16 protein-coding genes are annotated in these 12,011 nt (G+C 60.5%); 4 read left to right on the forward strand and 12 right to left on the reverse strand.

What is annotated here, in order from left to right; genetic code table 11:
- Positions 1 to 2 precede the first annotated feature (2 nt).
- Positions 3 to 1,178 (forward strand): AAA family ATPase, encoded by a 1,176-nt coding sequence (locus ACZ2HM_RS23345; RefSeq protein ID WP_026002697.1) that lies wholly within the window; start codon positions 3 to 5, stop codon positions 1,176 to 1,178.
- A 42-nt stretch (positions 1,179 to 1,220) separates the two neighbouring features.
- On the opposite strand, the gene soxR is transcribed toward ACZ2HM_RS23345, so the two are convergent.
- The 7 genes from soxR to ACZ2HM_RS23380 form a co-directional block, all read right to left on the reverse strand.
- Entirely contained in the window at positions 1,221 to 1,790 is a 570-nt protein-coding gene (gene soxR, locus ACZ2HM_RS23350) for a redox-sensitive transcriptional activator SoxR (RefSeq protein ID WP_081095122.1), read from the reverse strand.
- A 167-nt stretch (positions 1,791 to 1,957) separates the two neighbouring features.
- Entirely contained in the window at positions 1,958 to 2,158 is a 201-nt protein-coding gene (locus ACZ2HM_RS23355; protein ID WP_017184759.1) for a hypothetical protein, read from the reverse strand.
- 149 nt (positions 2,159 to 2,307) lie between these two features.
- Positions 2,308 to 2,583 (reverse strand): HU family DNA-binding protein, encoded by a 276-nt coding sequence (locus tag ACZ2HM_RS23360; RefSeq protein ID WP_017184758.1) that lies wholly within the window; start codon positions 2,581 to 2,583, stop codon positions 2,308 to 2,310.
- Positions 2,584 to 2,961: 378 nt separating this feature from the next.
- Positions 2,962 to 4,026, reverse strand: a complete 1,065-nt coding sequence (locus ACZ2HM_RS23365; RefSeq protein WP_011950412.1) for a PIN domain-containing protein — start codon at positions 4,024 to 4,026, stop codon at positions 2,962 to 2,964.
- A gap of 99 nt (positions 4,027 to 4,125) precedes the next feature.
- Positions 4,126 to 5,100, reverse strand: a complete 975-nt coding sequence (locus tag ACZ2HM_RS23370; RefSeq protein ID WP_011950413.1) for a CBASS cGAMP-activated phospholipase — start codon at positions 5,098 to 5,100, stop codon at positions 4,126 to 4,128.
- Position 5,101: 1 nt separating this feature from the next.
- Entirely contained in the window at positions 5,102 to 5,521 is a 420-nt protein-coding gene (locus tag ACZ2HM_RS23375) for a PIN domain-containing protein (protein WP_011950414.1), read from the reverse strand.
- 6 nt (positions 5,522 to 5,527) lie between these two features.
- Positions 5,528 to 5,929, reverse strand: a complete 402-nt coding sequence (locus tag ACZ2HM_RS23380; RefSeq protein WP_017184757.1) for a hypothetical protein — start codon at positions 5,927 to 5,929, stop codon at positions 5,528 to 5,530.
- A gap of 221 nt (positions 5,930 to 6,150) precedes the next feature.
- Here ACZ2HM_RS23380 and ACZ2HM_RS23385 point away from each other — a divergent pair, with 221 nt between their 5' ends.
- A complete protein-coding gene (locus ACZ2HM_RS23385) occupies positions 6,151 to 6,765 on the forward strand; it encodes a hypothetical protein (protein WP_017184756.1) in 615 nt (204 codons plus the stop codon).
- A gap of 72 nt (positions 6,766 to 6,837) precedes the next feature.
- Positions 6,838 to 7,146 (forward strand): hypothetical protein, encoded by a 309-nt coding sequence (locus ACZ2HM_RS23390; protein WP_011950416.1) that lies wholly within the window; start codon positions 6,838 to 6,840, stop codon positions 7,144 to 7,146.
- Here the strand turns inward: ACZ2HM_RS23390 and ACZ2HM_RS23395 are convergent.
- From ACZ2HM_RS23395 to ACZ2HM_RS23410, 4 genes are all read right to left on the reverse strand, one after another.
- Positions 7,143 to 7,817 carry a nucleotidyl transferase AbiEii/AbiGii toxin family protein gene (locus ACZ2HM_RS23395; RefSeq protein ID WP_011950417.1) on the reverse strand — a complete coding sequence of 225 codons (675 nt, stop codon included), beginning with the start codon at positions 7,815 to 7,817 and terminating at the stop codon, positions 7,143 to 7,145. The two genes, ACZ2HM_RS23390 and ACZ2HM_RS23395, sit on opposite strands and share 4 nt — an antisense overlap.
- A gap of 3 nt (positions 7,818 to 7,820) precedes the next feature.
- Entirely contained in the window at positions 7,821 to 8,063 is a 243-nt protein-coding gene (locus tag ACZ2HM_RS23400) for a hypothetical protein (protein WP_242496070.1), read from the reverse strand.
- 324 nt (positions 8,064 to 8,387) lie between these two features.
- Complete coding sequence (locus ACZ2HM_RS23405; protein WP_011950419.1) at positions 8,388 to 9,122, reverse strand: hypothetical protein; 735 nt, start codon at positions 9,120 to 9,122, stop codon at positions 8,388 to 8,390.
- A 6-nt stretch (positions 9,123 to 9,128) separates the two neighbouring features.
- Complete coding sequence (locus tag ACZ2HM_RS23410) at positions 9,129 to 9,299, reverse strand: hypothetical protein (RefSeq protein ID WP_017184755.1); 171 nt, start codon at positions 9,297 to 9,299, stop codon at positions 9,129 to 9,131.
- 27 nt (positions 9,300 to 9,326) lie between these two features.
- Between ACZ2HM_RS23410 and ACZ2HM_RS23415 the strand changes: the two genes are divergently transcribed.
- The gene (locus tag ACZ2HM_RS23415; protein ID WP_011950420.1) at positions 9,327 to 10,526 is read left to right on the forward strand and encodes a tyrosine-type recombinase/integrase; all 1,200 of its coding nucleotides are present in this window, start codon (positions 9,327 to 9,329) and stop codon (positions 10,524 to 10,526) included.
- Between the two features lie 70 nt (positions 10,527 to 10,596).
- Here ACZ2HM_RS23415 and lpdA read toward each other — a convergent pair whose 3' ends face one another.
- Complete coding sequence (lpdA, locus tag ACZ2HM_RS23420; protein ID WP_011950421.1) at positions 10,597 to 11,994, reverse strand: dihydrolipoyl dehydrogenase; 1,398 nt, start codon at positions 11,992 to 11,994, stop codon at positions 10,597 to 10,599.
- Between the last annotated feature and the right edge of the window lie 17 nt (positions 11,995 to 12,011).

Consider the following 12,011-nt stretch of genomic DNA (forward strand, 5'->3'; position numbering starts at 1 on the left):
CTATGGATGCTCGTCGTAACCCCTTCGCGCCTGGCGCCGGCACTCGCCCTCCAGAGTTGGCGGGGCGAGATGCGTTGCTTGAACGCAACGCGGTCGCGCTCGACCGAATCCGCGCGGGGCGCGCGGCACGCCCGAGCGTCCTCTATGGACTGCGCGGTGTAGGCAAGACCGTTCTGCTCACGACGATGCGTGACGCAGCCGAGGGGGAGGGCATGGCTATCGTCGCCATCGAGGCTCCCGAGAACCGTTCGCTCCCCGGCATCCTCGTGCCTGCCCTTCGGGCGACGCTGCTGAGGCTCGATCGCATGAAGCAAGCTTCGGACGGCGTTAAGCGCGCGCTTCGCGCGCTGGCCGGGTTCGCAAAGCTCAAGGTCAAATATGACGATCTCGAAGTGGGACTCGATTTCGACGTCGAGCCGGGCCTGGCCGACAGCGGCGACCTTGAAGCTGATCTCGCCGATCTGTTGGTTGCAATCGGCGAGGCGGCGCGAGAGAAGGGGTCAGCTGTGGTACTCGTCATCGACGAGCTCCAATATGTGCCTGAAGAGCAATTGGCCGCATTGATCAGTGCGCTCCACCGGGCCAGCCAGAAGCAGCTTCCCATTACAATGATCGCCGCTGGCTTGCCGCAACTCGTTGGGCAGATGGGCCGGGCCAAGTCCTATGCGGAGCGACTTTTCGAGTTCGTCTCCGTCGGACCGCTCGATGATCACGCCGCGCGCGATGCCATTCGGCTTCCAATCGAGCGGGAAGGCGAAGCTGTCGATGATGCGGCGTTGGACGCGATCTGCGAGCAGACCCAAGGTTACCCTTATTTCCTCCAGGAGTGGGGAAAGCATAGCTGGGATGCAGCTGAGGCGTCGCCGATCACCCAAGACGATGTTGCGGCGGCAACGCGTAGCGCGCTCGCGGAACTTGACGCCAGCTTTTTCCGCGTTCGGTTCGATCGTCTGACCCCTGCCGAGAAGCGCTATCTGCGCGCCATGGCCACTTTGGGCACTGGACCGCACAGGTCGGGAGATGTTGCCGATGCCTTGCACGTGAAGGTTTCAAGCGTGGCGCCGACGCGAAACAGCCTGATCGCGAAAGGAATGCTCTATAGTCCCGCGCATGGAGATACAGCGTTCACCGTGCCCCTGTTCGATGCATTCATGCGAAGAGTGATGCCGGAAGGATGATTTTTGAAGCACCGCCCCGAACGACCGGGGAAGGGCACCAAGCTATGAGTCATCGTTCCCTTTTGTGTCTTGGTTAACGTCAAGAGTGGATTTGACCGCCGCCAAGGAGCGACGTTTGGTGCGAAAATGAACGGGGCTATCTTCATCATCACGAGGTTCACGAGCGAAATTCACCAAGAGGAGCTGAGGGCCTGACCCAACTGCGCCCAACCTGTCTTCGGGGTTTCGCAAGGGGCAGTCGGTGAGGGACATACAGCCGCATCCAATGCAGGTTTCGAGGCGGTCACGCAGCCTCATGAGACTAGCTATCCGCTCGTTCAATAGCGTACTCCACTCGGCACTGAGCCGACGCCAATCCGTTGACGTAACCGGCCCCTCTGGAATCCGGTCAAGAAAATCCTTTAGTTCGGAGAGCGAAAGCCCGACATATTGGGCGGTTCTGATAATGGCGATCCGTCTCAATACGGATCGAGGATACCGCCTTTGATTGCCGGCTGTGCGCTCGCCCTTGATGAGGCCTTTCGCCTCGTAGAAATGGATCGTCGAAACCGCGACTCCGCTACGTTGCGCGATGGCGCCAACAGATAGAGGACGTGTTTTGTCAACAGTCATTGCAAAGACTCGTTACCAAATGTCGGTGCTAGAGCACCGGCAAACTACTTCAGGACTCAGGATGTGGTCATTTCTCGACCGCGCAGACCAAGCCCGTGCCGTGCATCCGCCCCTACATCTACGACGGCGACTATAATCCGGTGCGAGGCGTTTGGTCACTCCCGGCTTTACGGTATCGACGTGCCCGAATTCAGCACTTGCTCTGCGTGCGGGACAATCCCTACGATAGCCGCGAGAATTTGCGTACCTTGCTCGCGAGGGGCAATGTCATGTACCGCCAGCTCGACATCGACCGCTACGAACGACCAATCCTGCAATGCTGGAACATGGATGGCGATCTGTCGTGTCAGCAGGTCCAGGCAGGTCACGCCGTTCGCCGATACAGGCCGTTGCAATGTTCTTCCCGGAGATTATCGCGTCGTTCGATCATTAAAGCCGCGAGTGGCGGTCTTGCGGGAAGCCTCTTGCGGGGAAGGGGGACGCCTCGATCTCTTGGTATCGAGGCGTCAAGCCCGCTTTAGCTGTTGAGCCGGTCCTTGACGGCCTTCGCCACGCTGAAGGAGAGTTTTTTCGACGCTGCGATCTTGATGGTTTCGCCGGTGGCCGGGTTCCGGCCTTCGCGGGCGAGAACGTCCTTGACCTTGAACTTGCCGAAGCCGTTGAGGCTCACCTCTTCGCCTTTGGCGGCGGCGTCAGCTATTGCGGCGAAGACGAGATCGACCGCCTTGCGGGCATCAGCCTTGGTGGCCCCGGTCGCACCGGCGAGATGATCGGCAAGGTCGCTATTGTTCATCATGCTGTTCCTTCTGCAATTTTTCGGGATTCCTCTAATAGTGGCGAGGAGCGTGCGGCGCTATCTCAATGCTCGACCTTATTGAAGGATTCCGGCTTATTGGCCGGACAGGCCATGAGCGATAGTTTTTGCCGGCACCTAGTGGCAAACGCCGGTATCAGGCGTGTCCATAGTTGCGAATTTCGCAGTTGCAATATTCTATGATGCAATGCACAAGAGACGGGCCTTTCAGGCATCCTCTCCCAACTATCAAGCCGCCTCCTTGTGGGCGGCTTTTTTCTACCCGAAACAGAGTCGCCGACTCGACCTGAACGATGTGATCCGGCTGACCATGTCGCAGAACTGCTTCTCGACCTCGAATCGTCTCATCCACGGACCCTATTTGTACATGTCGGGTGGATAGAGCGTCACATACTGAAAATCGCTGTTGCGAAACCGCAAGGCTTCAATCTCCTCGGGATTGCCTGCCTCGTCGACCGCGATCGACATGGCGACGTCGATGGTAAGCTCGATCTCGGTCTCCCCGCTCTCATCCTCGAACGGGATAAGCACCTTGTCCTCGGAATCATACATCGCTTCATCCCAGTTGGGATGAGTGAAAGACACCAATGCTGCGACCTCGATCGTGCCGACCACAAGGATTGATTTACCTGCCTCACTTGGTTTGAAGGCGGTGAGTTTTTTCACTTCGACCGAATTGACGGTGATCTCGTCGATCTCCGCATCCATGACGTCGCTACTGTGCAGTCCCCAATTCGTAAGTTCCTGACTGACGAGGTCGACGATCTGTTCCTCCTGCGTCTCCAGGAAGGGATCGAGTTGCGGCGCGGCCATCTCGAGGCCAAGCGCCGCGAACAGTTCGGGCAACGACTTCACCAGCGAAATATGCTTCGCAGACCCGACCGGGCCATCAAAGTCGCCATCGTTCGAAACGATGATCACCGGGCTATTTCTCGACGCCTCCTTCTTGAGGCACTCGAAGGCAAAGGCGTCGGGGAACTGGTCCTTCTTGCCGTCGCCTGAGAAGAAACCTTCCCCTGCCGCATAGGCGCTGAACACTGCCGACGGCTTCACCTCGTCGATCTGGAGCGTCTTGGCCTCCAGCGCATCGAACATCTGCGTAGTCGACTCATCGTAGATCGATTTCAGCTTTGCGCGAAGCTCCGGCCGCTTGAGCGCGGGAAGCGCAACGCCGGTCGCTCCCTCGACAATCTTCCGGAAATGCGGCTGGCTGATCTCCTTGATCGCGTCGAAATCACTCTGGATGTACTTTTTGGCAACCTCGGTGATGGTGAGATCGGTGGTCAACACCGTTATCAGACCGGCATCGACAAGATCGACGACACGGGCGATTTCAGGCCCGCCTGGTGGTTTGCCGGCACTGATGACGATGTTCGCATCCAGGAAGACCTTCGGCGTTCTTTTGGTCGTTTTCTTCGCCATCGTCAGAGTAGATCCGTGTTGAGGTCATGTTGGGCAGATGCTTGACGGACAGGCAGCATTTTCTGGAACGTAAGGCTTGGTCAGTCCGCCACCCGTCCCCTATCGAAGCATCGCTTTGAACGTGCTGCTCGCCGAGGCTCCCGCATAGGCGTCGCGCGCGAGCTGTCCCAGGATCTCGGCCGCTTTGTCGGTTGCCCGATCGAGCGCAAGTTCCTTCTGCTGCTGGAGCGAAGGCACCCTATCGATGCGGACGTAGCTCGAGCCCAGGACGGACTGCACGAGGTCGAGCGACAGGCTCTCCTGCGCCTTCATCGTCCTCGACACGAGCTCGTCTTTTGCGATCAGCATCACACCGCCGCGGCGCCTGGGCGCACGCGGCACATCCCATCGCAGCTCTCCTGCGGTCCCGACGCTGATGAGGTCGATTTCCTGGGGCGTGCGCCCATAGCGCCCAAGCGCCCGCATCAGGGCGATACTATCCGGAGCGTTCGCGATCAGTCCGCCGTCGACATAGGAATGCCCGTCGATCACATGGTCGGGGAAATAGGTTGGCGCCGCGGAGGTGGCGAGGGCAATGTCCCGTAGCGAGGTTCCTTCGAGCTTCGGTGACATGCCAGTGGTTTCGTATATTGCCGGCGCCCAGGCGCCGAAATCGACCGCGGTCACGATCAGGGGTGTCTTCAGGCCGGACAGGGGCGTCTTTCCCGCTTCGCCAAGAACGGCGTCGATCGTCTGCGCGAGGCCAGCCGCGTCATAGCGCGAGCGCGCCAGCCCCCAGCGACCGAGTAAACCCCGCTTCGGGAAGATCGCCTGGCCGTGCTTCTCAAACGCGGCGCCGATCACGGCTGGGCGAATGCCTTGGGCCAGGCCGATGGCCACGATGCCGCCGATCGAAGTGCCGGCGATGATATCGAAATGGTCTTTGATCGGCTTTCCGATCGTCCGCTCGATCTGTTCGAGGATCCGAACGGTAAAGAGGCCACGATACCCACCTCCGGTCAGCGCCAGAATGCGGAACCGTTTGGCCGGCTGCGCGCGCGCACCTTCCCTGATCCCGACGTCGCTCTCGGTCATATCAAGGGTTCACCACCGTCAGCCCGCTGACGCCGCTATGGTAGGGCTGCGGATAGTCGACGAAGACAAGATTGGTAGCGAGAGCCGAGGCAACGACCATCGTCGTCGCCTCGCTGACCGGGATCACGGCACCGGCCGGGTTGGTGGCGATCAGCTTCTGAGCCCGCAGACCAGGCCACAGCATGGCGGCCTTTTCGTCGAACGGCACGATATTATCGAAGCTGCGCACCATGCCGACATAGCCGCGCAGCGCATCGCGGTGGCCTTGGCGTTCACCCGCCGGGCTTTGCTCGATGGCCAGCAGCGCCTGCCCGAGGGAAACCGCGCTCAGGTGGATCTCTCGGGCAGGCAGCGCATCGATCGAGGCCGGCGCCTGACCCGTGATCCGGTCAAGCAGGCATTGGGTCGAAAGAAGATACATGGCCGCTTAGGCGCTGGCCTGCTGCCAGGAAGCTTCTCCGGATCGGACAGTGAATTCCTGGCTGCTGTCGTCGTCGCTCTCGACATGGACGAGCTTTCCGCGTGACGGCTGGAACTGCGTGGCGGCAAGAAATTCTCCGGCGGAAATACCGCCAGCGGCTGCCTTAATGACATTCGCCAAAGCCGCAACCGAGAGGATCACGGTCTGCTCTCCCTTGTCTTTGCCGACAAGCTGAACCGATCCGTCACGCGCACGCGCAAGCAGCTTGGTGAAGCTGTCACGCGCGGCGCGAATGGTGATAGTGGCCATCGGAGCCCGACCTTCGAGCAGTTTGCCGAGTTCAACCTCTAGCTGATGCTCTGGAAGGGAGCAGATCCTCTCGATTCCGGCTAGAAGCTGCACGTCCATACCAACCAACCTTCGCTGCCAATGACGATGGTTATAGGGCGTGGCCACAAAATGTCAATGATTGTGGCCACGGGGCAGATGCATCGATCAATGACGGCTGCGTCACTTTACCCTTCAGGTACCGGTCGGGTAAAGTGACACGGATGGCAAAACGTCTTTCGGTCGTTTCTGTGAGCGATTGGGGGATTCACAAGAGTCGTGCTTTGTGCTTGATTCGTTCCATGCTTCAGTTCGATCTCTTCGCGCCATCGATCCCAACCCCGGCGCCAGCACCAGTAGTTGGCCTGCCGGATATCGTGCGCATCATCGCGGAGCACTCGGGTCGGCCGCGCTACACCTTCATGGTGCTCGATCTCATCGCCAGGGCCGCCCGGACGAACGGGGAGGCGGGGCCTCTGGTTCGAGAAGGCGAGGTTCTGGTGCCCATCCGCGAATGGCTGGCCGCGGCGATTGCGCCGAGCGGCGCGCGTCACCACCAGCGCCGGGCCACCGCCGATAAGGTCCGGGCTGCGCTCGCAGCCAAAGGAGAATTGCCGGGCGATCCGGTGGAGGCCGCGCGCCGCGTCGACGCGGAACTCAGCGAGCGCATCCGCGAAACCGGCATGACGGCGATCAGCCGGGCGGTGTCGGAGTTGGTGAAGGCAGGACTGATCAGACGGCATTACCAGGGCTTTTTCGTGGACCATGAGAACCGCGGTGCGCAGCGTCATGCGGTCTATACGGTCACGGATGCGGTCCGCGCCGCGCTTCAGCCGAGCATCGTGACCAGCGAAAACCGGCGGCAGCCTTATGTACGAGGCGCACACGCTCAGCCTCGAGCGGCTGCGGCGCGGTAGGATCGCAGCTTCACATTTCTCGGCGACGATCGGTTCCTGCTGGTCTCTCCAAGCGCATTCAATGGGCTTGGCGTGTGCACGACCCAGCTCCACAACGAGCCCGTGGTCTATAATCGCAAACGCCATGGCCGGTTCAAACTGGATGGCCGGATGTACGATTTCCGGATGCGGCCGTCGGTGCCCAGGCGGCTGTCCAAGGAAGTCCTGCTTGTCGACCTCCTCCATAACATCGACAGGCTGCCCGAGGACAAGGTGGCCATCCTGCCGCGTGCGCTTGCCAAGGCAGGGGAGATGAATAGCGCGCAGCTCGCGCGTGCGGTGAAGGAATACGGTTCGGCTCGTGCCGAACGGCTCCTCGCGCCCGTGCTGCGACCGTCTTAATCGGAAAGTGAAGCCCCTAAAATTCGGTGCGTAATCGCCTGCGCCTCTGCGACCAGATGGCTGTTCTTTTCCCTGTACAGCAGCTGGCCAATCACCGTCTCGACAGCCTTCGGGTTGACCTTCTCGACGACTTCCAGCGCCTTGCGGCATCGCTCATGGCCGCATTCACGCAATGCTGACACGACATAGTCGTCACCATGGTGCTCGGCGATGGCAGCAAGATCGAACATGTCGCGTGGCTGCAAGTTCCAGCCCCGGAAGTAAACTTTCTTCGCTGCAATCTCGGCCGGAGTTTCAAGGTCGACCGTCCGCCCCCTCACATCGTGGCGCTCACTGGAAACATCGAGGATGGCGGACGAACAAATGAAGTCGATCTCACCCAGTTCGTCAAAGGCGAGTTTGAGCGCCTGCGTCCCGTCGCTCTTATATTCGTCCGGCCGACGGGTCATTGCGAAATCCTGGATCTCTGGATTGAGAAAAGGCAGGATTTGCGGATCATCAAGGAAGATATCGATGTCGTGGCTTTCACGATGATCGATCTGGAGCATGAGCGCCGTCCCGCCGCCGAAGCTCCACGAGGGCACGAAGCCGACGTTCTCCTCGAATTGGGCGAAGATTTCCATCGCAAGATCGAACAGGACCGGCCACTGGCTTGGGCCGCGCTCGACCATGCGTTACGCCGCCAGCGGGAGCGCGTAGCCCGAGAGGTGGGAGAACTGGTCGGCGACCGCGCAGACCTTGTCGGCGTCGACACCCATTTCCTCGACGAACTGCAGCTGCAGAGCCGGGCTTACTTCCGAGAAGAAGGAAAACACGGGCGCGTTGAAATCGCTCGCGCTCTTTGGGTCGGCGATCAGCGCAGCGAGTTGATGCGCGGAAAGGTTCGCCCCATAAGGAGCGTTCACCGTCGCCAACACCAAGCTTACCGCCTTTGCCATTTCTAACCTGTACCATGATCTCGTGGATCGTTCAGCGCATATAGCGCTTCGGCGTTATCAAAACAAGAACGGCGCCAATCCGCTATCCGGCCAGGCGGGATGTGCAAGGCCGATTCTCCGCGTAAACCGCCCTCCCCGCGTGATTTTCTCACTTACCATAATGGGAGATTATGGTAAGTACAGGGCTGCTGGAACGGCAGGGAAGGGCAAATTTTGCGGATGATGACGAACGGGGAAAAACCATGCGGCACAGATGTGTCGCGCCTTGTGCCGCATGTTTTGAGCAGAACGCCGCCGCTCGCCTCAGTCAGCGCCGATCTCGGGAACCTCGAACAGTTCGATTGCGAAATCGGCGATCTGGTCGGCGGCAAGATGCATCATGGCGATCGGCGCGCTGTCCATGTCGACCCGCTCGATCTTGTCGTCCGTCATCCGGACAATGAAGCGATCGCACTGCTCGAGCACCACCATGCGGATTCCGTCGTCATCGTCGAGCGTCAGGCGCCGGATGCTGCCTTCATAGGCGACCCAGGCACCGTTGTGGCCGCTCGTCGTGCGCACATAACCGACCGCGACATGGCCACCGGCCTCGACCTTCTCGACGATCGGCAGGAGCCATCCGAAGCGCAAGGGCGCGGTTCGGGTCGTAATCGGCTTGGCGCGCGCCATTCTCTCGCAGACCCAGCCGGTCCCAAAGGAAAGCGCCAGGCAGAACAGCAGTTCCAGTTCGATTGCGAGCGCGGAAAGCCCCGATGGGACCTGGCCGGACAGAAGTGCCTTGTAGGGATTGGGATCATAGGGAAGCGAGATCAGCGGCTTCCACGCCGCTATCGCTTCGTTGAAGGCAAAAATTCCCGCCCCGGCGGTGTGCGCAGCGAGCGCCAGCAGCACAATCAGGAAAATGGTGAGATTGGAATTGGGCCGGTCGGGCCGCGGCGACACAAAATCACTCGCCTCGCCAATACGAAGACCGAAATAACCCGCAAACCCGGGAAGCAGAAGAACCAGAGCGCCAAGCAGCGCGTAGCCGAATGTCATTCGAGATCAGGCCGTCTTGGCGAGCTTCTTGGCCTTTTCAGCACGAATCTTCGCCCGATCGATGACATAGACGCCATCGCGCTGGACGGCCGCCTCGCGTGCCTTCTTCCAGCTGCCGAAGGTTTCGCGGACCTCCCGGCCAAGGGCCAGAGCTTTTGCCGAGTTGAGCTGCATCATATCCTCCGGGAAGACATATAGCGAACGATGACCGAGAGTTCCACCAAATCCTCCCCCATGGAAATCATCGTCGTCAGGACGAACGACACTGCTCTGCCGACACGATCGCGCAAGACAGACGCCGAATCCGTCGATGTGCGGCTGCTGCGCACGATCGGGGAAATCATTCCGACCGATCTACCGCCGATCAGTCAGCTCGGTCTCGAGACGACCCTGGCGGCGATGGCCGACGCGACGAAGGCGGCGATAGCCGCCGATCTCGACTGCTGGCGCGACTGGTGCGGTGAAGAAGGCCGCAGGCCATTGCCAGCCGATCCCGAAGATATGGTGCGCTATGTAAACGCGCTGGACGCCAAAGGCAGGAAGCCCGCGACGCTGGCGCGGCGCATCGCCAGCATCGCCTCGGTCCACCGCATGCTGGGCTTGGCCTCGCCCGCCGCGCCGACCGACGCCCCGATGGTTCGCGCCGCGCTGAAGGCCATCCGCCGGCAGAGAGGCGCACTTCAGCGTCAGGCTGCGCCTCTGCGGTTAGGCAAGGCGCTGGATCACCACGCCGCCAAAGGCTTCACCCTGGCTGCGCTACTCGAAGCGTGTGGCGGCGATCTTCAGGGGTTACGGGACGCGGCGTTGCTTTCGCTCGGCTATGACGCAGGGCTCCGGGTCAGCGAGCTCACTAGGGTTGAAGCCACGCATATCGATGCGCAGGACGACGGCTCGGCGACCTTGTTCATCCCCTTCTCCAAAACCGACCAGGAGCAGGAAGGCGCGTGGGCGTGGCTGTCGGCCGAGACGATGCGCAGGGTCGCCTTGTGGCAGGCCGAAAGCGCGATCGAGGACGGGCTGCTGTTTCGCAGGGTTGGTGTCTATCGCCGGCGCGCGCGCGGCTCCGATCCGGAAACGGCACTGGCCCGAACGACCTACACCATCGGCAAGGAGGCCCTCAGTCGGCAGGGGGTCAATGGGATCTACAGGCGCGTGGCGAGTGCCGCCTACGAAATGGGGCTGGTCAACCTGAGCGCCAGCAAGCTGGCCGATGCGGTTCAGGCGCTGTCCACACATTCGCTGCGCGTTGGCCTGACCCAGGACCTCTTCGCCGCCGGAGAGGACGGAGCCGGCATTGCGCAGGCGCTGCGATGGAGTTCACCGACAACCGCGCTACGTTACGGTAGAAAGCTCGCGGTGCGAAGCAATGTCGCCGCACGGGTTCTTTCAAGAGTACGTAGCTGACCTTGACGCCTCGCCGCTCGTGGTTCGGCAGCAGAAGGAGGCATGATCTCTCCCAAATATGGAAGATAGCCTAAATATGGACTGCGCGCCCGAAGGCAGCAAGCACGCTTTCATGCATCGTTTCGGAAATGGTCGGATGCGGAAAAACCGTTTCCATCAGCTCCGCCTCGGTTGTTTCCAGTGTACGACCGATGGTGAAGCCGTGGATCATTTCGGTCACCTCCGGGCCGACCATGTGTGCGCCCAGCAGCTCGCCAGTTTGGGCATCAAATACCGTCTTGACGAAGCCTTCTGGCTCGCCGAGCGCGATAGCCTTGCCATTGCCGATGAAGGGAAAGGTGCCAATCCTCACTTCGTGACCTGCTTCCCTCGCATTTGTTTCGGTGAGGCCGACACTAGCGATCTGCGGGTGGCAATAGGTGCAGCCGGGAATGTTCCTGGGGTCCATTGCGTGCGGATGCTGACCCGCTATGGTTTCTGCCGCGATAACACCTTCATGGCTGGCCTTGTGCGCTAGCCAAGGCGGCGCCGTGGCGTCTCCGATCGCCCAGATTCCCTCGACATTGGTGCGGCATGCGCCATCGGTAACAATGTGGCCACGCTCCGTTTTCACACCCAGTGCCTCAAGCCCAACGGTTTCGGTGTTTGGGACGATCCCGATTGCCACGATGACATGGCTGTATTCGTCCGAAACAAGTTTGCCATCCCGGGCTTTGATCGCGACTGTTACGCCGGTGGCACCGATATCGAGCTTTTGGACACCTGCACCCGTCAAGATCTTCATGCCCTGCTTCACCAACGCTTTTTCCAGGAAGGTCGAGACATCTGCATCCTCGACCGGAACGATCCTGTCCAGCATCTCGACGACTGTCACTTCCGCGCCCATGTCGTTGTAAAAGCTGGCGAACTCGATGCCGATCGCGCCCGAGCCGATAACAAGCAGCTTGTTCGGCATTTCCGGCGGGTTCATCGCGTGGCGATAGGTCCAGACGCGCTTTCCATCGGCTTTCGGGAACGGCAGATCGCGAGCACGCGCGCCCGTGGCGATGATAATATTCTTCGCGGTCAACTCACTGGTCTTACCATCCGGCGCTGTGACAGAAAGCCTCCCTTTGCCGGTGAGCTTCCCCTCACCCATATAAACGGCGATCCCGTTCTTCTTCATCAGGTGCGAGACACCCTGATTAAGCTGCCTGGCAACGCCGCGTGAGCGCTTCACCACTGCATCCAGATCGGCGGTTATCTTCTCCGCGACCAGGCCATAATCCTTGGCATGCCGCATGTAGCGAAAAACCTCCGCCGAGCGCAGCAACGCCTTGGTGGGTATGCAACCCCAGTTGAGGCAGACACCGCCTAGATTCTCGCGCTCGACAATCGCCGTGTTCAACTTGAGCTGAGCGGCGCGGATCGCGGCGACATAGCCGCCGGGGCCTGAGCCAAGGACAATCACGTCGTAACTATCAGCCATGTTCGGAAATTCCTTGA

It is taken from the genome of Sphingobium sp. KKT206 (assembly GCF_055640555.1).

Excerpts from the sequence above, each read along its gene's own strand:
- ACZ2HM_RS23415 (WP_011950420.1), top strand. The coding sequence starts at position 9,327 with ATGACCGAGAGTTCCACCAAATCCTCCCCCATGGAAATCATCGTCGTC.
- ACZ2HM_RS23365 (WP_011950412.1), bottom strand. The coding sequence starts at position 4,026 with ATGGCGAAGAAAACGACCAAAAGAACGCCGAAGGTCTTCCTGGATGCG.
- ACZ2HM_RS23380 (WP_017184757.1), bottom strand. The coding sequence starts at position 5,929 with ATGGACGTGCAGCTTCTAGCCGGAATCGAGAGGATCTGCTCCCTTCCA.
- lpdA (WP_011950421.1), bottom strand. The coding sequence starts at position 11,994 with ATGGCTGATAGTTACGACGTGATTGTCCTTGGCTCAGGCCCCGGCGGC.
- ACZ2HM_RS23395 (WP_011950417.1), bottom strand. The coding sequence starts at position 7,817 with ATGGTCGAGCGCGGCCCAAGCCAGTGGCCGGTCCTGTTCGATCTTGCG.
- ACZ2HM_RS23370 (WP_011950413.1), bottom strand. The coding sequence starts at position 5,100 with ATGACCGAGAGCGACGTCGGGATCAGGGAAGGTGCGCGCGCGCAGCCG.
- ACZ2HM_RS23345 (WP_026002697.1), top strand. The coding sequence starts at position 3 with ATGGATGCTCGTCGTAACCCCTTCGCGCCTGGCGCCGGCACTCGCCCT.
- ACZ2HM_RS23360 (WP_017184758.1), bottom strand. The coding sequence starts at position 2,583 with ATGAACAATAGCGACCTTGCCGATCATCTCGCCGGTGCGACCGGGGCC.
- ACZ2HM_RS23410 (WP_017184755.1), bottom strand. The coding sequence starts at position 9,299 with ATGATGCAGCTCAACTCGGCAAAAGCTCTGGCCCTTGGCCGGGAGGTC.
- ACZ2HM_RS23405 (WP_011950419.1), bottom strand. The coding sequence starts at position 9,122 with ATGACATTCGGCTACGCGCTGCTTGGCGCTCTGGTTCTTCTGCTTCCC.
- ACZ2HM_RS23375 (WP_011950414.1), bottom strand. The coding sequence starts at position 5,521 with ATGTATCTTCTTTCGACCCAATGCCTGCTTGACCGGATCACGGGTCAG.
- soxR (WP_081095122.1), bottom strand. The coding sequence starts at position 1,790 with ATGACTGTTGACAAAACACGTCCTCTATCTGTTGGCGCCATCGCGCAA.
- ACZ2HM_RS23385 (WP_017184756.1), top strand. The coding sequence starts at position 6,151 with ATGCTTCAGTTCGATCTCTTCGCGCCATCGATCCCAACCCCGGCGCCA.